Raw genomic sequence first — 21,172 nt, forward strand, 5'->3', positions numbered from 1 at the left:
CTAGTTCATTAAATTTATTATATCATCAAGATATTCAGAAATATTCTCATCCTCTGAGCTGCTTTTTTCAACGATTGTTTCTTCATAAAAAATCTTTTGAGTCAAACTCCTAATGGTTGGATATTGAAAAAGTAGAATTATCTTAACATCAAGCCCGAATTCACTATTAATTTTACTTAATATTTTAATCATTTTTAAAGATGTCCCTCCCAAATCAAAGAAATTATCATCTATCCCAACATCCTTGTATTTTCTTTCTAATTCACTTGCTATAATATTTACCATTTTCATCTCTATTTCATTTCTAGGCTCATAATATTCTACACCTGAAGAAAGGACTGACAAATTCTCATTAAGTAAAATATTTTTATCTATTTTACCATTGCTGTTTAGCGGAATATTATCTAATTGAATAAAATATTTGGGGATCATATAAGTTGGTAAAAACACCTTTAGCTGATCTCTTAAATAAATAGTATTTAATTCTTCATCTGAAACGATATATGCTATTAATTGTTTGTTCGAATCATTTCCTTCTCGAGCAATTACAATACTTTGCTTGATACTTGGTATTTCCTGTAAAACACTTTCTATCTCTCCCAACTCTATTCGAAAACCTCTAATTTTAACCTGATTGTCCCTTCTTCCCACATATTCAATATTACCATCAGATAACCAGCGAGCCAAATCGCCAGTTTTATACAATCTAGATTGCATATTCTCTTGAAAAGGGCTTGAAATAAAGCGTTCTTTAGTTAGGTCAGGAAGATTCAGGTAACCTCGTGCCACTTGTATTCCACCAATGAATAATTCTCCTACAACGCCTATGGGTACTGTATTTCCATCTTTATCCAAAATGTATAAACTGGTATTTGAAACAGGCTGACCAATCGGAACTATTTCAAGTCCTTTTACATCCAATGGAACCTGCCAGTAAGTAACATCTACTGCGGCCTCAGTTGGACCGTATAAGTTATACAATGCTGTTACCGGTAATTTTTCTCTAAATGTTAAAACATGACTCTTCTTAAGCTCTTCTCCACTGCATAAGACACGTTTTAATGTTCTGCAATCATCAAGGTTTATGTCTTGCAAAAACACTTCAAGCATTGAAGGGACAAAATGAATCGTTGTTATTTCCTGCTCCGCGATTATATTTTTTAAATAAAAGCTGTCTTTCTGTCCTCCAGGTTTTGCTAAAACTAATTTTGAACCGCTTATCAAAGGCCAAAATATTTCCCAAACTGAAACATCAAAACTAAAGGATGTTTTTTGTAAAGTTTTGTCTAATGGAGTCAGCCCATAATATTCCTGCGTCCAATACAATCGATTTACAATATTTTTATGCTCTACCATAACTCCTTTTGGAGTACCCGTCGAACCAGAGGTATAAATCACATAAACTAAATTATCAACACTAATTTCAATATCTAAAGCCAAAATGGATTCGTTATTAAGATTCTCAGACTCTTGATCTAAATAGATCAAATCTATCTCTGGATCATTTAATGTCAATGGGCAGCTTTCTGAACTGGTTAAAAGAATTTCACTTCCCGAATCTTCTAACATATAGTTAATTCTGCTAATAGGATATTCAGGGTCTATAGGTACGTAGGCACCTCCGGCTTTTATAATTCCAAGCAATCCTACAATCATTTCAATAGAACGATCAATACATATTGCTACTAATGATTCCTTTTTTACTCCTCTTCTTTGAAGGTAATGAGCTAACTGATTCGAACGCTTATCAAGTTCTCTGTATGTTAATTCTTCTTCATCAAAAATCAAGGCTATATCATCTGGCGATTGATTCGCTTGGATTTTTAATAAATCGACTAAAGTTTTATCATGATCATATGTCTTTAAGGTATCATTGAAGTCTGCCGTTAATGTTTTCTCTTCTTCTAAACTTAGAAATTTAAGATCTTTTATCTGTTGATGCGGATTATCTACAATATTACTTAACAGAAGTTCATAATGACTTGCCATGCGCTCTATTGTCTCTTGTTTAAATAAATCTGTACAATATTCTATACTCAATTCAAGTCCTGACTTATTTTCTGTTAGATTGAATATTAAATCAAATTTACTTATAGATTGTTTTAATTTCTGAATTGAGAATTTTAAACCTGCAGAATCTAAATTAATTTCATATATCTCTGATTTGTCTTGAAAAACAAATAAAACTTGAAACAATGAAGTTGTACTCAAATCTCTGTTTTTAACAACTTTTTCGACTATTTTCTCAAAAGGGACTTCTTGATTCGAATATGCTTCTAAACAAGTCGTTTTGATTTGTTCTGAAAATTCAAGAAAACTTGAAGTCTCATTTAAATGACTTCTCATTACAACTGTATTTACAAAAAAACCTATAAGTCCTTCGAGCTCGTTTTGATCCCGATTAGCAACAGGTGTACCTATGCAAACATCATTTTGTCCAGTATATTTATACATTAATATTTTTAAGCCACTCAAAAGTGCCATAAATAGAGTTATTTCACAATCTATTGATATTTTTTTTAGCTTATCAACTAATGTTCTTTCAAAAATAAAATCTACAGAACTACCATTAATAGACTGTATATTGGGTCTTTTGTAATCTAATGGTAAGTTTAAAGTTTCTGTATTTTTTAATTTATTTTCCCAATACGTCGTTTTCTCTGACAGCACCTTCTCATTGAAATATTGTCTTTGCCAAATTGTATAATCCGAATATTGAATAGGCAACTCATTTAATTGTTGAGGTTCTTTTGTTATTTTAGATTCGAGAATTGATTTTAATTCATTAATTAAAATTGGTATTGACCATCCATCCGCGGCGATATGATGTATCACAACAACCATGTAATGTTGATCTGTATTTTCTTTAATAATTTTGACTCTAAAAGGATAATCCTTATTTAAGTTAAAGGGTTTATAAATTTCTTGATTAATTAAAATTTCAATATCGTCCTGCGTATTGATTTGAAAATTTTCTACATATTCTAATCTCCACAAATCAGGAGTAATTACTTCCTGATAAACGGCTCCATTTTTTTCAATAAAAATAGTTCTCAATGCCTCATGACGATTTATTAAAACTTTAAACATATCTTCAAATACATCTTTATCAACAAATCCTTCTATTTTTAGTGCAAACGGTATATGATAATGTGTACTGCCATATAACTTATCAATAAACCATAATCTTTCCTGAGAATAGGATAATGGAATATCATCTGGGCGTTCATTAATTTTTATAATTGATAACTTACTAGAATATTCAATAGCTTTGATATAAACCGAAAGAGATGCAATTGTAGGGTTCAAAAACAAATCATTTATGCTCAAATCTTTCTTCAGCTCTTTTCTAATTCTAGATCCAACTCGAATTGCTAATAAAGAATGTCCACCTAACTCAAAAAAATTATCATGAATTCCAATTTTATCTCGTTTAAGTAATTCTTCCCATATAGTAGCTAACTTCTGCTCTAATTCGTCTCTTGGTTCAACATATTTAATATTTATTTGAGATAATTCTTTCTCTAATAATACTTTTTTATCTATTTTCCCATTTGCAGTTAAAGGAATTGATTCTAAATTGACAATTAATGCAGGAATCATGTAATCAGGTAATTTTAATTTCAGCTGTTGCTTAATTAATTCCTTATCAAAATCGCCATCTGTAACCACATAAGCTACTAAAGATTTATTTTCATCCTCTTCACGAACTATAACAACATTTTGTTTTAAATTTTTTACTTCTGATAAAGTCTTTTCGATTTCACCAATCTCTACCCTGTAGCCATTTATTTTAACTTGATTATCAATTCTGTCGATATATTCGATATTACCATCTGACAACCAACGAACTAAATCTCCTGTACTGTATAATTTACCATTATAATCGTCGGAGAAAGGATTCTCTATAAACTTATCATTAGTTAAATCAGGCTGATTATAATATCCTCTTGAAATTCCTGCACCCCCAATAAATAACTCTCCAGCAATTCCAATGGGAACAGGGTTCTTAAATTTATCTAAAATATAGGCAACGCTATTTGTAAATGGCTTGCCAATAGGTATAATGTCTTTCTTTTCTGTTAAATCAACTTTATACAATAATTTCCCAATAGTTGTTTCAGTTGGGCCGTAATGATTCAAAACTTTACATTTGTGATCAATATTCTTAATCTTTTCAATTACATCCATCGTTAATTTATCTCCCCCAAATATCACCATTTGTTTAGGCAGAAGTATATTATTATTATATTCCAGGGATTTCCAATGAGATGGCACAATCTTTATACAATCAACTTTGTTATTCTCAAAATATTCATGCATATTACTTGCATTTGTAAGTGACTCTCTTGAAAATAAATGAAGTGTTTTGCCTAAGAGAAGTGAGCTAAACAAAACGGTATTACCAAGATCTGCTGCCATTGTTGACATTAATCCAAATGAAGAACACATTGTTATATCTGTGTGTTCAAAAAGACCAGATATATAATCTAAAACATTATGATGTGATATAACTACTCCTTTGGGCTTTCCTGTAGAGCCTGAAGTATAGATAATGTAAAAGTCATCATTGATAAAATCATCAAAACATATAAGTTCTTTTGTTGATTCATTTTCTTCAAATATTGCTTTATTATCTATGTTAATTAATTCTAAATCATCTTCTGAATCAAATAAATTCTGACAAAATTCATCAGTCAAAACAAACTTTAATTTTGTGTCTTCTGTTATAAATTTAATTCTACTTTTTGGCAATTCACTGTCAATTGATAAATACACCGATCTGATTTTTAAAATCCCCAATATAGCTAAAACCATTTGCAGAGGGCTTTTCAAGCATACACCTATGATTTCTTGAGACTTAACATTTCTAGATAGAAGGTAATTGGCCAGCAAACTTGATTTTTGATCAAGCTCTTTATACGTTAATATTTGATTTTCAAAAACTAGAGCCCTTTCTGAAGGTGAAATTCTTGCTTGTTCTTTAAATAATTCGATAAATGATTTATCATATAATTTATCAGCTTTAGGCTTATTAAATTCAACTAATATTTTATTCTTTTCTTCTTCTCCTAAAATATTTAATTGATCAATTGTATAGTTTGGATTTGTTAGAATAGAAGATATAAGAGTATCATAATGTTCAAACATTCTATTAATAGTTGAATCCTTAAACAAATCCGTATTATATTCTATAAAAATATCTAATTCAGAATCAGTTTCAATCACATTAAATGCTAGATCAAATTTAGACGTTTTTTGAACATAATCTTTCACAACAACGGTTAATTCCCCTATATTTATACTAGGAATTATTTCATTATTATTAAATATAAATGCTATTTGAAATAAAGGATTCCTACTTAAATCCCTTTCAGGTTGAACTCGCTCTACAATCTTTTCGAAAGAAACGTCTTGATTATTAAATACATCTAACGTAGAATCTTTAATTTGATTTAGAAAATCTTTGAATAAACTATCTCCTTTTACTGAATTTCTTAAAACTAATCGATTAGCAAAGAATCCAATTAACTCTTCTATTTCATCATAATTTCGATTTGCTACTGATGTCCCAATACATATATCTTCTTGATTAGTATATTTATAAAGCATTACTTTAAAAATAGCCATCATTGACATAAATAGGGTAACCCCTTCCTCTTTACTATATTTTTTTAATTTACTACTTAACTCTTTATCAATACTATACCTTGTATTACTCCCTTTTAGGCTTAGAAATTTTGGTCGCGGATAATCCGTAGGTAAATTTAATTGAGAAAGATCTTTTAGTTTTTCTTCCCAAAACTTAAGTTTTGTATTTAAAGTTACTTCATCAGTATTTGATCTTTCCCAAATAGCAAAGTCTGCATATTGAATCGGAAGTTCTTTTAATCCATGTTCAATTCCTTTTTCTTCAGATTCATAAATTTCCAATAATTCCTTTACAAAAATTGGCAGCGACCAACCATCAATATTTATATAATAGTAAGAGTAAACAGCATTTTTCAGTTGAAAGTTTAAATAGCTTCACTCTCAATAATAAATCTTTTGACAGATTAAAGGGTTTATCTATCTCATTCTGTATTAGGTAATTTAAATCTTCTTTTTCAGTCGTATTTATTTCTTCAAAAAATGAAACTGATTCGTCATCTATTTTTAATATTTTTTGAAATACTTCTCCTTTATTTTCTACAAAAACTGTTCTTAATATTTCGTGTCTATCAATTATTTTTTTAAATGAGTTATATAAAATTTCAACATTCACATTTCCAAGTAATTCTAATACGACTGGTAAATGAAATTGAACACTTCCTTGTTTTTTATCAACAAACCATAGTCGCTCCTGTGCAAAAGAAAGAGGTATGTTTTCAGTCCTTTTTTGTTTTTCAATTGTTGTAGAAACACGAACTATTTTACATCTATGAATATACTCTGAAAAACCTTCAACTGTAGGATTGATGAATAATTGTTTCACTTCAGCTTCAATATTTAATCTTTTCCTTATCAAGGAAATTACCCTAACAGCTGCGCAGTGAATGTCCTCCTAAATCAAAAAAATTATCGTAAATACTAATTTTATCGATATTTAATAATTCTCCCCAAATATTTACTATTTCTTCTTCTATTTCATTTCTAGCGTTCAGTATATTCTTTACGATTTAAAACTGAATCATTGAATTTTGGTAATGCTTTCTTATTAATCTTACCATTAGATGTCAATGGAATTTCATCTATACTTATAATAGATAATGGGATCATATAATCTGGCAGCCTCGTTCTAAGAAAAATCGCTTATCTTCTATTAAATCTAAAACTCCATCTGAAACGATATATGCTATTAATTGTTTGTTCGAATCATTTCCTTCTCGAGCAATTACAATACTTTGCTTGATACTTGGTATTTCCTGTAAAACACTTTCTATCTCTCCCAACTCTATTCGAAAACCTCTAATTTTAACCTGATTGTCCCTTCTTCCACATATTCAATATTACCATCAGATAACCAGCGAGCCAAATCGCCAGTTTTATACAATCTAGATTGCATATTCTCTTGAAAAGGGCTTGAAATAAAGCGTTCTTTAGTTAGGTCAGGAAGATTCAGGTAACCTCGTGCCACTTGTATTCCACCAATGAATAATTCTCCTACAACGCCTATGGGTACTGTATTTCCATCTTTATCCAAAATGTATAAACTGGTATTTGAAACAGGCTGACCAATCGGAACTATTTCAAGTCCTTTTACATCCAATGGAACCTGCCAGTAAGTAACATCTACTGCGGCCTCAGTTGGACCGTATAAGTTATACAATGCTGTTACCGGTAATTTTTCTCTAAATGTTAAAACATGACTCTTCTTAAGCTCTTCTCCACTGCATAAGACACGTTTTAATGTTCTGCAATCATCAAGGTTTATGTCTTGCAAAAACACTTCAAGCATTGAAGGGACAAAATGAATCGTTGTTATTTCCTGCTCCGCGATTATATTTTTTAAATAAAAGCTGTCTTTCTGTCCTCCAGGTTTTGCTAAAACTAATTTTGAACCGCTTATCAAAGGCCAAAATATTTCCCAAACTGAAACATCAAAACTAAAGGATGTTTTTTGTAAAGTTTTGTCTAATGGAGTCAGCCCATAATATTCCTGCGTCCAATACAATCGATTTACAATATTTTTATGCTCTACCATAACTCCTTTTGGAGTACCCGTCGAACCAGAGGTATAAATCACATAAACTAAATTATCAACACTAATTTCAATATCTAAAGCCAAAATGGATTCGTTATTAAGATTCTCAGACTCTTGATCTAAATAGATCAAATCTATCTCTGGATCATTTAATGTCAATGGGCAGCTTTCTGAACTGGTTAAAAGAATTTCACTTCCCGAATCTTCTAACATATAGTTAATTCTGCTAATAGGATATTCAGGGTCTATAGGTACGTAGGCACCTCCGGCTTTTATAATTCCAAGCAATCCTACAATCATTTCAATAGAACGATCAATACATATTGCTACTAATGATTCCTTTTTTACTCCTCTTCTTTGAAGGTAATGAGCTAACTGATTCGAACGCTTATCAAGTTCTCTGTATGTTAATTCTTCTTCATCAAAAATCAAGGCTATTTCATCTGGCGATTGATTCGCTTGGATTTTTAATAAATCGACTAAAGTTTTATCATGATCATATGTCTTTAAGGTATCATTGAAGTCTGCCGTTAATGTTTTCTCTTCTTCTAAACTTAGAAATTTAAGATCTTTTATCTGTTGATGCGGATTATCTACAATATTACTTAACAGAAGTTCATAATGACTTGCCATGCGCTCTATTGTCTCTTGTTTAAATAAATCTGTACAATATTCTATACTCAATTCAAGTCCTGACTTATTTTGAATGAATTCAAAAGTAATATCAAACTTAGATGTCTTTTTTTCTATTTTTAATTGCGTTAGAGTTACATCATCAATATTTATTACCTGTGCATAAGGTTCATTCTGTAGAACTAATAAAACCTGAAATATCGGACTACGACTTACATTTCTATCTTTAACAACTCGTTCAACAACTTTTTCGAAAGGCACATCTTGATTTGAATATGACTCTAAAGTTACTTTACGGATTTGATCTACAAAGACACTAACACTTTCATTTTCATTCAGATAACTTCTTAAAGCAATAGTATTAACAAAAAATCCAACAAGATTTTCCAATTCATTTTGACTCCTATTAGCGACAGGTGTACCTATGCAAACATCATTTTGACCTGTATACTTGTACATTAATATTTTCAAGGCACTTAAAAGAGTCATAAAAACACTGACTTTATTGTGTTTTGAAAAACTAATGACATTTTCGTTTAATTGCTTTGAAAAGCTAAAATCTATAAGATCTCCATTATTACTTTGAAGTGAAGGATAAGAATAATCAATAGGTAAATTTATTGGAGTTACTCCATCCAATGTTTTCTCCCAGTACTTCAATTTATCTTCGAGAACCAATTTTTCCCAATACTCTCTTTGCCATAGTGAATAATCCGAATATTGTACTGGTAGCACGCCTAGATTAGCAGATCTATTATTTTTTTTTGATCGATATAATTCGCTCAATTCATTAATAAAAATTGGAATTGACCATCCGTCAGATATTATGTGATGCAAAACAACAACAAGTAAAACCTCATCAGAAAAGTTTATTATCGTACCTCTAATTAAATAATCTTTTGAAAGATCAAAATCCTTCTGAATCTCATTAAGTATATATTCATTTATAGCTTTGTCGTCATTAGTTTTTGAATCATTGATAATTTTTATATTCCACTCAATATCCAATATTTCACTTTGGTAAGGAACTCCGTCTTCATCTTTAAAATTAGAACTTAAAACTTTGTGACGCTTTATAATATCCTTAAAAGATTGCTCTAACATTTGGATATTTAAGTCTCCATTTATTTTAAAAACAGCTGGTAGATTATATTGAGCACTTTTTTGAAATTTATCAACAAACCAAAGTCTTTCCTGTGAAAATGACAAAGGAATTTTGCTGAAGACATTATTCTCTAGACTTTACAAACTCTGAAATTGATAATTCTTCTTCCTTAGGTTTCATTAATTGATTGCTCAAAAAATTTAATATTGCCTGTTTTTGAAATTTTAAATCTTCTATTATAGCATTATCTATTATGGCATCATCGGTAAAATGTAAATTAAGTTTATCATTATTTTTAGAAACAATAATTCCATGATCATTTGCTTTTTTTAATAGGGCTAAAACTGTTGAGATGCTATTTTCTTGCATTAATTTGGTGTTTTTTTATAATTCAATTTTTTGATAAACTTTAGAAGTATCTAGTAAATTTAATTTTGTCATTTCTATGTATTCTGAAATTAAAGCTATGTTTGTTAATTCAAATAATAGCCTCATTTCAATATCTACTTCAATTATTTTTCTAATTTCAGAAATAAGTTTTACGGCTAAAAGTGAATGTCCACCCAACTCAAAAAAATCGTCATAAATACCTACTCTTTGAACATTTAACAACTCTTTCCAAATATTCACCAACTTTTCTTCTAAATCATTTCTCGGCGCTACATATTCATTTTGAGATGAGATTTCTATATCTAAATTTTGTAATACACTCCTATTAATCTTTCCATTAGCAGTCAATGGAATTTCAGGAATAATATGAAAAAATCCAGGAATCATGTATGCGGGAAGAACCATTTTTAATTGTGAACGAAGCGTCTTGATATCTAACTGTTCACCTTCACTGACAACTATACAGGCCACGAGCGCATCATTTTCATCTTTTTTCACACAGACAACTACACCCTGTTCGACTAGTGGCATCTGGTTAAGTATAATTTCTATTTCCTCTATTTCGATTCTATGACCATTTACCTTTACTTGTAAATCTGCACGCTCAATATATTCAATTTCGTTATTGCTGTCATAACGGACTAAGTCACCTGTTCTGTAAATAAGATTATACTCATCACTAAATGGATTTTTTATAAATTTTTCCTCGGTTAAAGCTGGTCTGTTTATATATCCAGCTGTAACACCTTTTCCTCCAATATATAATTCTCCTAACATTCCTTCTGATACAGGATTGAGAAAGGAGTCAAGAATATAAAATTGTGTATTGTCAATCGGTGATCCAAGAGTAATCCTAGTTGCTTGTTTGTCGATTTTTTTAACGGATGACCATACTGTTGTTTCTGTTGGTCCGTACATGTTGAAAATTTCTGCTTCAGATACAGCATTTATTTTTTTTTATCAACTCCAAGGGAAGCTTTTCTCCTCCCAACATAATTTTTTTAAGCCATTTTAATTCATTCCTAGTATTATCGTCATTTATCAGAATACGCATTAATGAAGGTGTACATTGTAAATGAGATACTTTGTTTTTTATAATATTTTCAACAACGCTGTAAATTTTATTTGTTCCTGCTTCAGGTAATGGATTACTATTTTCCAGTTCATTTAAACTTGTTAAAGAATCCATAGATGGAGTAGCCAAATTTTTTATATTATTCTCTTGCAAAACGACCTTAAATCCATTGGTTAAAGTCCATATCAATTCCAAAACAGCTATATCAAATGAAATTGTGGTTACAGCAAAGTGATATTCCTCGGATCAGAACCAAGCAAAGTATCCATTCCCTTGCAAAAATTAACAACATTCCCATGAGTAATTAATGTTCCTTTTGGTCTACCTGTACTACCTGATGTATATATTACATATGCCAAATCATCAGAATACACAGTTATACTATTTTGCTCATAAGGTTGTTTTGCAATGTTCCTAGCTTCTTGATCTAAATCAATTACAACTCCGTTAAATTCACCAAATAACTTAAAGTGATTATTTTCTGTAATGAGGTATGAAATATTAGAGTCTGAAGTGATAAAGTTTAACCTTTCAACAGGAAAATCCGGATCAAGCGGAACATAAGCTGCGCCTGATTTTAGTACAGCTAGAATAGATATTACCATGTTAAAAGATCTTCAGTACAGATTCCAACCAATTCACCTTTTTTAACTCCCTTGGATATCAAGTAAGCAGCAAACTGATTTGCTCTGCAATCCAATTCAGAATAACTAAGCTCTTCGTCCCCATCAACCAATGCAGTTGTTGTTCATTTCTAGCAACTTGTTCTTCAATAAGTGTATTAATGCCTTTTTCTGATAATTTAACATTATTACCGATCCATTTTTTCAGAATCGTATCCTCAGTCACTTTGTTGTGCATAGAAACTGTTGATATAAGTTGATCTGGATTATCTAATAAAGCACGCATCAAGTTTACATATTGTTCTTGCATCCTAACAATAGTACTTTCGTTAAACAACTTATAATTATATTTAAAAATACCAGCTATACCTTTGCTATTCTCAATCAATTCAAGCGTGATATCAAATTGCCCTTCTTGCTGAGGCATATTAAACGGGCTAAGTTCTAATTCACCCCACTTCACATTATCTCCTTCCATAAGGGCAATAATTTCTTCAAACTTTTGAGGCTTTTGTGAGACTAAACATACTTTGAAAAATTGGGGTTAGTTTCTCTTTTGGATTTAATTTTTTAACAATTAAAGGGAAAGGGAAATCCTGATTAGAAAGCACATCAAGTACAGTCTGTTTTACTTTTTCCTAAATACTCCTGAATGAAAGAATATTAGATGGTTTTGTTCTAACTACAGTCATATTTATAAAGTCTCCTACAAGTCCAGCAAATTCCATTTTACTACGGCCTGAAGTTGGTGAACCTATAATAATATCTTCAGTATTAGTATATCTGTAAAGTAGTATTTTAAACAAGGTTAGAGCTGACATGAAAAGTGTAGCTGATTCTTTTTAGAAAATTCCTTGAGTTTTTCTACTAGATCTTTATCAATATCAAATCTGTAAGTTGCTCCTACATTTTCAGTTGTTAAACTCCGTGGATAATCAACAGGTAAATTTAAAACAGGGAAGTTCTCCTTCCAACTGTTTCTTCCAAAATTGCCATAATCTAGTACCTTCATTACTTACGAGCATTTCATCTTGCCAAGAAACAAAATCAAAATAGTTAAAAATCTTTTCCGTTAGAATGATTTCTTTATTTGTGCAAAGTGATGAATAAACTTCCTTCAACTCATCGAGCAATACCCATAATGACCAACCATCACAACACATGTGATGCAATGTAAGCAACATGACAAATGAACCTTTTCCTTCATCAAACATATCAACTCTTAAAAGAGGATCATTCTCTAAATTAAATGGTATTTCATAAGCAGATTTAACCTCTTCGTACAATTTTTCATTGTCCCAATTACATGCATCAATGATATTAAAACTGAATGATTTTTTTTTCCTAAAGGGCGCAAGGTTTGATGGAATTCCTGTTTCGGATGTACTAAATGAAATTCGCAATGTTTCATGACGATTAACAATAATTTCAATTGCTTCTTTCCATTTTATCCAAGTTCAGTCCATTCATTATCCTTGTCGTAAAAGCTACATTGTAAGCAGAACTTGAAGGATTCATTTGGTACAAGGTCCATAAGGATTCTTGACCAGCACTTAATTTATAATTATTCCAGCGGATAATTCTTGATGCTTGTGTTCAATTGCGATGGTCTCAATTTTGTTATTTAAACGTTCGGCTATGATCATAGCCAATTCATTGATGCTAGGACCTTGTATTAAATCAACCATACTAAGGATAACCTTAAGGTTAGTTTCTTATTTTGTTTTTAAGTTCAATAGCCATCATGGAATCGAGTCCGTATTCGGCAAGAGAAATATGTGTACTTATATCTCCCTTATCTAGTCTCAATAATACACTTATTTTTTGAATCAAATATTTTTCTATTTCTAAAACTGTGGCTTCCTGATTACCATTGAATTCATTTAAAAAATCAACCCATTCAGAGTTATCATCCCTTATTGGGTTAATAAATTCAATCACTTCGTTAAAAAATGGCATATTTGCTGATGAAGGAAATAAAGTTGTCCACGATGACCAATCGACTGGTAATACCGCTAACCTACCAAGAAGATGAATTCCAAACCAACTCAAGTGCACTCATACCTTGACTAGGCGAAATAAGATTCATTATCTTATAACTTGATTTTTGATTTTTTAAGGCTTCATTTACAAGGCCAGTATCAGACCATGCTCCCCAGTTAATACTTAATGTTTTTAATCCACGATTAGTTCTAGACAAAGCAAGTGCGTCCATAAAACTATTGGCTGCTGCATAAATATTCAAACCAGGTGAAGCAAGTATCGCTGATGCCGAGGAGTACATAATGAAGAAGTCTAGATTATCATTTAAAATTTTATCCAGATTAATCACTCCTAAAATTTTCGGGCTAAGTTGTTCGATTGCCTTTTGAGCATTCGATTCTCCAAAAGGCGTATAACTTACATTTCCTGCTGCATGTATAACTCCTTTAATAGGGGGGAAAGAGGCAGAACAGTATTCATCATACCAAGTTGATATTTTTTTTTCGTCCGCTACATCAAGTTTTAATATTTCAATATGAGCTCCATTTAGCTCTAGTTTTTTTACTGCATTTATTTTATTACCAATCTTTGAAAGGGAATCTATATCTTTCCATTTATTTCGAGAAGGCAAACCATTTCTACTTGTAAGAATAAGTCTTCTAGCCCCCATTTTAATCATCCATTCAGCGGTCAGAAGGCCTAAATCACCAAGACCACCTGTAATCATATATGTGGCATCTTTTGAAAATTTTAGTTCGTTTGAAGGAGGAGTAATTTTTGCTTTTCTTAAGCGAGGAACTTGTATAGAATTTTCACCAATAAGAATTTGTTTTTCCTTTTGTTCACGACAAATGAGAGACAGAATTTGTTCAAAATTAAATTTTTCTGAATTAGAATTTTCAATATCAATAATACCTCCCCAAATTTTTTCATTCTCAAGCTCAAGTGATTTGACAAACCCCCATAAAGTGGCATGTAGTAATTTTTCTTCAGCAGAGTAGCTCCATGCTCCACGGGTAATCACCCATAACTTTATTGCTTCACCATTATAATCAGTAATTGTTTTTATAATGATTTCAATTTCCTGAATAATTAAATAAATTTCATTAAGATAGTCTGATGATTCTCCAATGATATTTTGTGGGATATAAATAATTTTTTGATTATTTTCAATACATGTTTTAAGCCTTTCTACTTCTTCAATAACAATCGCATTTAGTCCATGTTGATTTACTGATGAAAATAATTTAGCCCCTAGTGTTTTAGCACGGTCGAATATAAGCCATGAATCTTTTTGTTCTATTGCTTCAGAGATTATATCCATATCGATCCATTCTACTTCATGAATCCATTGTTCTATTTTTATTTCATTTGATTGACTACCAATAAATTCAAATTCTACATTAGTAGTCTCCGCAACCAATTCGACTGCAGAGTTAAACACCTGAACATCTCCTATAAGTTTTCTATTAATTGTATCGTTATTTAATATCTTTGCGTAACTCCAAAACGCATCGCCTGATAAATGATCATGTATTTTTACAGCACCTATTCCTTTGCCAACGAAAGCACTTTCCTTTGTTCCTTCAATTCCAGCAGCAAGCAGTTGCCCACATATATCCATTAATGCAGGATGCGAATGATAATCTTTCATTTGACCAACTATATCAACTGGAGTTTTACTAAACGAAAGTATTTCATCTTTACCAATCCAAATTTCTGAAACGCCTTTAAAAGTATTCTCCCAATGGTTTCCTGATTTATACCAATCAGCATAAAAAGCAACACCCGACAACTGTCTTAAAGACCTCTTTTTTATTGCATCTATATCAAGAGTTACACTTTGTTTAGTATCTTCTTTTGTAATTGCCATTCCACTCATCCTGAATACCCATTCAGAGTCTTTCTCTTTTTAAAGTTCTACTATAAATGCTGAAACGAAAATTATTATCTTCTTTTTTTACTTGCATTTGAAGTTCATAAATTTCTTCATCTTTCAGAATAAAGACTTTTTCAAATTTAATCGAATTCAGTTCAATATGTTTCTGGCTGCTAAGTTCTTTTACTGCCGATACAGCCATTTCTGTATAACATGCAGCTGGAAAAATAATTGTGTTTTCTATTTTGTGATCACACAGATATGATATTGATCTTAGATTAAATTGCTGTTCCCAAATATATGTATTTATACTACCTGCAAGTTTTCTTTTACTTCCCAAAGAGGGGTGTTCATTCGGTTTATTATGTATTCCAATTTCTTTATCTATGTTATTCTCCAACCAGTATCTTTTGGTTTGAAAAGGGTATGTTGGAATACTTATTTTTGAATTTTTAGTATGTTGATAAAAATTCTGCCAAAAAACATTAGCTCCATTGACATATAGTTGCGCTAAGGCAAAGAGAATACTTTCATTGTTGTTTCTGTTTTTTTTAAGACTTGTAATTACTAAAGATGATTTTTGATCTACTTTTGTTTTTGAAAGACCGCTTAAAACAGCGTCTGCACCAATTTCAAGGAATACATTTGCTCCTAAACTTACAAGCATTTCTAGGCCTTTCTTAAATTTTACTGTTTTAATTACATGATCTACCCAATAATCAGAGGTACTCATTTCATTTGTGATAATCTTCCCTGTTACGGATGAAATAATTTGTATTGTAGAGGTGTTGTTATAGGTAATTGTTTTACAAAGTTTGTAAATTCCTCAAGCATCGGTTTCATTAAGGGAGAATGAAATGCATGCGAAACATTAAGGGCTTTCATTTTAATTTGCTCTCCATGAATTGAAATGATTTCATCGATCTGTTTTGCATCGCCAGAAAGCACAACACTTTCATCACCATTTATTGCTGCGATAGAAACTTGTTCAAATCTGTCTATAATTATTCTTGCTTTCTCTTCATTCGCTACAATTGAAATCATTTTTCCGGGATTTTTCAATCCTTCCATTAATTTTCCTCTTGCTGTGATAAGCTTTAATGCATCTTGCAAACTAAAAATTCCACTATAACAGGCCGCTGCATATTCACCAATACTATGTCCTAGAATATAATTAGGTTTAATTCCCCAATATTCCCATAATTTAGTTAAAGCATATTCTATAATAAAAATTGCCGGTTGGGCCCATTCCGTTTGATTTAGATCTTGTTTTATATTGTCTCCTAGCAACAAATCTAAAAACGAAAATTCAATCTCTTTATCTATATACTCTATACATTCATCAACAGCTGCTTTAAAAACAGGTTGGCTATGGTAAAGTTCTTTCCCCATGCCAGGATATTGTGTTCCTTGACCATTATATAAAAATGATGTAATTAACTTTGTGCTTTCTGGGAATAGTCCAGAAATTACGATACTCTCATTTTTAGGATTCTGGAGTTGATCTAACTGAACTAAACAATCTGATGTTGAAGACGTAATTATTGCTAATCTCTTAGCAAAGTGAGATCGGCCAATTCCTGTAGTATATGAAAAATCGGAAAGTGATATTTGACTATTCGTTTTAAGAAATATTTTATATCTAGTTGCAATATCTAGCAAGCTTTTATCTGTTTTAGCGGATAAAAAAACAATATGATTTTTTAAAGAATCTTCCGAGTTGTTTGTTTTAGTTTTATACTCTTCAAGTATTACATGAGCGTTTGTACCACTAAAGCCAAATGCGCTAACACCAACAGCCATAGGTTTATCAACTATATTATACTTAGTTGTTTCTATGGGAACTTTTACAAAATCCATCCATTCAATATGTGGACTAGGGGTTTTAAAATTAAGATTGGCAGGAATGCATCTATTCTTTAAGGAAAGAACAGCCTTTATAAAAGAAGTTATTCCTGAAGCTGATTCTAAGTGTCCAACATTCGTTTTTACTGAACCTATATGTAAGGTGTTTTTATTTATTCTGTCTTTACCATAAACTCTATTTATAGCTTCTATTTCAATTGGGTCTCCAAGGGGTGTACCAGTACCGTGAGTTTCAATATAATCAATTTCGGAAGGAGTCATATTTGCTTTTAACAAAGCACTTTTAAGAACCTCCTGCTGAGCTAACCCGTTAGGAGCAATTAATCCATTACTTTTTCCATCCTGATTGAGAGCTGAACCTTTAATAACGGCAAGGATGTTATCTCCGTCTCTTTCTGCATCTTTCAATCTTTTTAATAGAACAACACCACAGCCTTCACTTCGAACAAAACCATTAGCATTAGCATCAAATGAACGACATTCCCCTTCAGGAGAAAGTGCTCCCATTTTCGAGAAAATTATATGTGCATTTGGTTCTAACATTAAATTAACGCCTCCTGCAATAGCTAAATCTGATTCGCCGTTATGCAAACTATTGCAAGCTAAATGTATAGCTGCAAGTGAAGAAGAACATGCCGTGTCTAGTGCAAGATTAGAACCTTTTAAATCAAAGTTGTAAGATATTCTTCCTGCTGCTGTACACGGAGTATTTCCAGTAACATCATAAACATCCATTAAATGATATTGTTTTGTTGCTGCTCTCTGCTGAATATATTCAGGTGATGCAATTCCTATAAAGACACTAGATAAAGAGCCCTTCAACTTTTCTGTAGGTATACCTGCAGATTCTATTGCTTGCAAAGTGGTTTGAAGAAGTATACGTTGTTGTGGATCCAGTGCTTCTGCTTCAATAGGAGAAATCCCAAAAAATTGTGCATCAAATAAATCAATATCATCAATAAAACCTCCCTTTCGAACGCACATTTTTCCTGGAACAGAAAGATTTTCATCATAAAAATCATCAATATTCCATCGGTCAGCTGGAATATCAACAATTCCATTTTTTTTATCAAGCAACAATTGCCAAAAATCTTCAGTATTATTCACTTTACCTGGTAATTTACAGGCCATACCAATTACAGCAATAGGCCCATCATTTTCCTTTAACTTCTGAACTTCATTTTTTAGCTTTTTAATTACACCCAATGATTGTTTGAGTTTTTCAGTCAGTTGTTCCTTTTCCATACTTGTGTTGCTTATTTCTTAATTGGTTGCAGTGTCTAATTTGATTAGAGATTATTTAGTTCTCGATCCAGTTCTTCAAGCATTTCTGAATCAGACATTTCCTCAATCAAAAGATCAATCTCTTTATCAGTGTTAATAATTACTTTTTCTTCAGCCGAAAACAATTCTGTTTTGATGTTTAACTCATTTAATAAATGTCGAGCTAAAAGATGAATTTTTGGATAATTCCAAAACGTAGTAATTGAGATTTGAATACCAATTAATTTCTGCAATTTATTTCTAAATTGAATAGCCATAAGTGAATCTAATCCAAGATTAACGAAAGGAAGGTCTTTATCAATTTTTCCAGGAGCAGCTTTAAGAATTCCTCCTAAAATTTCTTGAAGTTCGACTTCCATCATTAAGGCAGATTCGTCAAATGAAATAGATTCTTTGAGCATTTGCACAAAATTATTTTCAACTATTATCTGTTTAGAATTTGTAAGATTGTCAAGAAGTTTATCAACTGCATATGAAGGATTATTCTCTACCCATTTGGCATGGTTAAAATTAAATACATTTACATCAGTTAATTGATTTGTTAATACCAACTCAATAGCTTCAATATATTCATTTACTGTAAAGCTAGGGATACCTTCTTCTTCAAGTCGGCCGCCACGGATATCTTGTTCAGCAGCGAGGCCAATCTCTGCGATTGGTCCCCAGTTGATACAGTTAACAGTAAGTTTAAGTGATTGTCTTTCTTTTGATAAAGCATCCATAAAAGCGTTACCTGCTACATAATTTGCTTGCCCTATAGAACCAATTGTTGATGCCACTGAAGAAAAAAGAACAAAATATTTTAAATTATCATTCAATGTAGCATTATGAAGATTCAGCGCACCTTGAATCTTTACTTTCTATCGGTTTTCTAAATGTTTCAACATTCAATTTTGCAATTGAACTATCTGATAATGATCCAGCTGCATGAAAGACACCTTTTAGTTCGGGCATTGATAATTTTATTTCATTCAAGATTAAATCTACATCCGAAGGATTACTTATATCTCCATTTAGAATCAAGATGTTCTTTTTTCTTGCAATCAACTTATTAATTTCTTTTTGTCTTGCATCGCTAGGTTTATTTCTTCCAACAAGCACAATATTAACAGCTCCTTTTTCGCACATCCATTCTGCAAGAGCAAAACCTAATCCACCCATTCCGCCGGTAATCAAATAAGTTTCATTTTCTGAAAACATTTTTTTGGCTGGTTCTACCATCAACAATGGATCATTTAAATCGAAAACAATTTTACCAACATGCTGTCCTTTAGCCATCATATTAAAACCATCTAACATAGCAGAAGCTGGAAAAACAGTTTTTGGAATTGCTGCGTAATGTCCATTTTCAAAATGATTCATTACATTATTAAGATGCCCTCTCACCAAATCAGGTCTTTCATTTAGCATTTTATGAAGATCAAAGAAAGTATAGCTAATACTTTCTTTAAAAATATCCATCTTTAAAATACTATTCTCATAAACATCTTTTTTACCTATTTCAAGAAAACGTCCAAATCCACGAAGTAACTTAATACTTTGAATCATTGCTTCACCAGTAAGAGAATTCAATACAACATCAATTCCTTCTCCATTTGTATAATTTCTAATCTCTTTCACAAAATCAAGAGAATGCGAGTCCATTACGTATTTTACACCCATTTTTCTCAACAGCTCTCTCTTTTCTTCAGTTCCTGCTGTAGCATAAATTTCAGCTCCAACATTTTTAGCTATCTCAATTGCAGCTATACCAACACCTCCCGTAGCAGAATGGATAAGAACCCTTTCTCCTTTTTTAAGATTCCCATGGGCTATTAAACATGCATACGAAGTTCCATACGCCACAGCAATTGTTGCGGCATCAAGAAAATTCATATGATCAGGAATCTTTACAGCTTGTAGTGATTTACAAATTGTGTACTTTCCAAAACAATCATGTTGCGGACTTAATCCTATCACTCGATCTCCAACTTTAAGATCGGTTACTTCTGAGCCTATTCTGTTAACAATACCTGCAAATTCAATACCTAAACAAAGAAAGCCTTTTGGAGAACCTGGATAAATACCCAAGGCAGACATCACATTCATAAAATTGAGGCCAACAGCTTGTACTTTTACTTCAATCTCATCGTCACTTGGATTTTTTATTTCTGTTTCTCTAACTGTAATATTATCTAATACTCCAGGTTCGTCGGTAACAAATTGAAATGAAACAGCATCGTCAGCAGGGAGAGTTTTTAGATCACTGTTATTTGCATCAATGAATTTTGGAATCTCATAATGATTAAGTCTGTGAGCAAATAAATTATTGTCCCGAATAGCTATTTCTTTTTTCTTCAAACCCGAATAAAGTATATTAGATAAAAATTTACTATCTTTTTCTGGGGTGTCACTAAGATCAATTCTAGTACAATCAAATTCGGAATGCTCATGAAAAGCAACCCTACTCATTCCAAAAAGTGGAGCTGAGAAAATATTTACTTTCTCATCGGTGATTACTTGTTGAGATGCTGACGTAATTACGGTTAATTTTGGAAATATTTCCCATTCAGTTTCATTTAAAGCCTGAATCAAATAATAATAATTTTTCCCCAACAACAGGAGCATGTATTAACCTTAGCAATACGTAATGTCGAAGGCGTAGCCAACA

16 protein-coding genes and 2 pseudogenes are annotated in these 21,172 nt (G+C 31.5%); all 18 read right to left on the reverse strand.

What is annotated here, in order from left to right; translation table 11 throughout:
* Window positions 1-5,934: an amino acid adenylation domain-containing protein gene (locus AC1RYN_RS01905; RefSeq protein WP_481805616.1), complete on the reverse strand. Its 5,934-nt coding sequence runs from the start codon at window positions 5,932-5,934 to the stop codon at window positions 1-3.
* A 34-nt stretch (window positions 5,935-5,968) separates the two neighbouring features.
* Window positions 5,969-6,475, reverse strand: coding sequence for a condensation domain-containing protein (locus tag AC1RYN_RS01910; protein WP_481805617.1), 507 nt, complete (start codon window positions 6,473-6,475; stop codon window positions 5,969-5,971).
* 43 nt (window positions 6,476-6,518) lie between these two features.
* Window positions 6,519-6,659: a phosphopantetheine-binding protein gene (locus tag AC1RYN_RS01915; protein WP_481805634.1), complete on the reverse strand. Its 141-nt coding sequence runs from the start codon at window positions 6,657-6,659 to the stop codon at window positions 6,519-6,521.
* The gene (locus AC1RYN_RS01920; protein ID WP_481805618.1) at window positions 6,634-6,759 is read right to left on the reverse strand and encodes a hypothetical protein; all 126 of its coding nucleotides are present in this window, start codon (window positions 6,757-6,759) and stop codon (window positions 6,634-6,636) included. Before AC1RYN_RS01920 ends, AC1RYN_RS01915 begins: the two co-directional genes overlap by 26 nt.
* A complete protein-coding gene (locus AC1RYN_RS01925) occupies window positions 6,756-6,932 on the reverse strand; it encodes a hypothetical protein (protein WP_481805619.1) in 177 nt (58 codons plus the stop codon). Before AC1RYN_RS01925 ends, AC1RYN_RS01920 begins: the two co-directional genes overlap by 4 nt.
* A 2-nt stretch (window positions 6,933-6,934) precedes the next feature.
* Window positions 6,935-9,526: a non-ribosomal peptide synthetase gene (locus AC1RYN_RS01930; RefSeq protein ID WP_481805620.1), complete on the reverse strand. Its 2,592-nt coding sequence runs from the start codon at window positions 9,524-9,526 to the stop codon at window positions 6,935-6,937.
* 19 nt (window positions 9,527-9,545) lie between these two features.
* The gene (locus tag AC1RYN_RS01935; RefSeq protein ID WP_481805621.1) at window positions 9,546-9,791 is read right to left on the reverse strand and encodes a hypothetical protein; all 246 of its coding nucleotides are present in this window, start codon (window positions 9,789-9,791) and stop codon (window positions 9,546-9,548) included.
* Between the two features lie 15 nt (window positions 9,792-9,806).
* Entirely contained in the window at window positions 9,807-10,763 is a 957-nt protein-coding gene (locus AC1RYN_RS01940; RefSeq protein WP_481805635.1) for a phosphopantetheine-binding protein, read from the reverse strand.
* Window positions 10,747-11,076, reverse strand: coding sequence for a hypothetical protein (locus tag AC1RYN_RS01945; RefSeq protein WP_481805622.1), 330 nt, complete (start codon window positions 11,074-11,076; stop codon window positions 10,747-10,749). Before AC1RYN_RS01945 ends, AC1RYN_RS01940 begins: the two co-directional genes overlap by 17 nt.
* Window positions 11,077-11,108: 32 nt before the next feature.
* Window positions 11,109-11,623: pseudogene (locus tag AC1RYN_RS01950) on the reverse strand (AMP-binding protein).
* Window positions 11,551-11,988: a condensation domain-containing protein gene (locus tag AC1RYN_RS01955; protein ID WP_481805623.1), complete on the reverse strand. Its 438-nt coding sequence runs from the start codon at window positions 11,986-11,988 to the stop codon at window positions 11,551-11,553. The pseudogene AC1RYN_RS01950 and the gene AC1RYN_RS01955 overlap by 73 nt, the downstream one beginning before the upstream one ends.
* 160 nt (window positions 11,989-12,148) lie before the next feature.
* Window positions 12,149-12,961, reverse strand: a pseudogene (locus tag AC1RYN_RS01960) (condensation domain-containing protein).
* 256 nt (window positions 12,962-13,217) lie between these two features.
* Window positions 13,218-13,562, reverse strand: a complete 345-nt coding sequence (locus AC1RYN_RS01965) for an acyl carrier protein (protein ID WP_481805624.1) — start codon at window positions 13,560-13,562, stop codon at window positions 13,218-13,220.
* Window positions 13,531-15,366, reverse strand: coding sequence for a KR domain-containing protein (locus tag AC1RYN_RS01970; RefSeq protein WP_481805625.1), 1,836 nt, complete (start codon window positions 15,364-15,366; stop codon window positions 13,531-13,533). Before AC1RYN_RS01970 ends, AC1RYN_RS01965 begins: the two co-directional genes overlap by 32 nt.
* Window positions 15,367-15,388: 22 nt before the next feature.
* Window positions 15,389-16,105 (reverse strand): hypothetical protein, encoded by a 717-nt coding sequence (locus AC1RYN_RS01975; protein WP_481805626.1) that lies wholly within the window; start codon window positions 16,103-16,105, stop codon window positions 15,389-15,391.
* Between the two features lie 23 nt (window positions 16,106-16,128).
* On the reverse strand, window positions 16,129-18,483 hold the full coding sequence (locus AC1RYN_RS01980) for a type I polyketide synthase (RefSeq protein ID WP_481805627.1): 2,355 nt from the start codon (window positions 18,481-18,483) through the stop codon (window positions 16,129-16,131).
* A gap of 44 nt (window positions 18,484-18,527) precedes the next feature.
* Window positions 18,528-19,340 carry an acyl carrier protein gene (locus AC1RYN_RS01985; protein ID WP_481805628.1) on the reverse strand — a complete coding sequence of 271 codons (813 nt, stop codon included), beginning with the start codon at window positions 19,338-19,340 and terminating at the stop codon, window positions 18,528-18,530.
* A gap of 7 nt (window positions 19,341-19,347) precedes the next feature.
* On the reverse strand, window positions 19,348-21,129 hold the full coding sequence (locus AC1RYN_RS01990; RefSeq protein WP_481805629.1) for an SDR family NAD(P)-dependent oxidoreductase: 1,782 nt from the start codon (window positions 21,127-21,129) through the stop codon (window positions 19,348-19,350).
* Window positions 21,130-21,172: the final 43 nt, after the last annotated feature.

This window comes from Flavobacterium sp. TC780 (assembly GCF_056783245.1).

Bases quoted from the DNA above. Each gene is read 5' to 3' on its own strand.
- AC1RYN_RS01980 (WP_481805627.1), bottom strand. From the start codon at position 18,483: ATGGAAAAGGAACAACTGACTGAAAAACTCAAACAATCATTGGGTGTA.
- AC1RYN_RS01970 (WP_481805625.1), bottom strand. From the start codon at position 15,366: ATGGCAATTACAAAAGAAGATACTAAACAAAGTGTAACTCTTGATATA.
- AC1RYN_RS01920 (WP_481805618.1), bottom strand. From the start codon at position 6,759: ATGATCCCATTATCTATTATAAGTATAGATGAAATTCCATTGACATCT.
- AC1RYN_RS01975 (WP_481805626.1), bottom strand. From the start codon at position 16,105: ATGAGTACCTCTGATTATTGGGTAGATCATGTAATTAAAACAGTAAAA.
- AC1RYN_RS01990 (WP_481805629.1), bottom strand. From the start codon at position 21,129: ATGCTCCTGTTGTTGGGGAAAAATTATTATTATTTGATTCAGGCTTTA.
- AC1RYN_RS01955 (WP_481805623.1), bottom strand. From the start codon at position 11,988: ATGGAAGGAGATAATGTGAAGTGGGGTGAATTAGAACTTAGCCCGTTT.
- AC1RYN_RS01935 (WP_481805621.1), bottom strand. From the start codon at position 9,791: ATGCAAGAAAATAGCATCTCAACAGTTTTAGCCCTATTAAAAAAAGCA.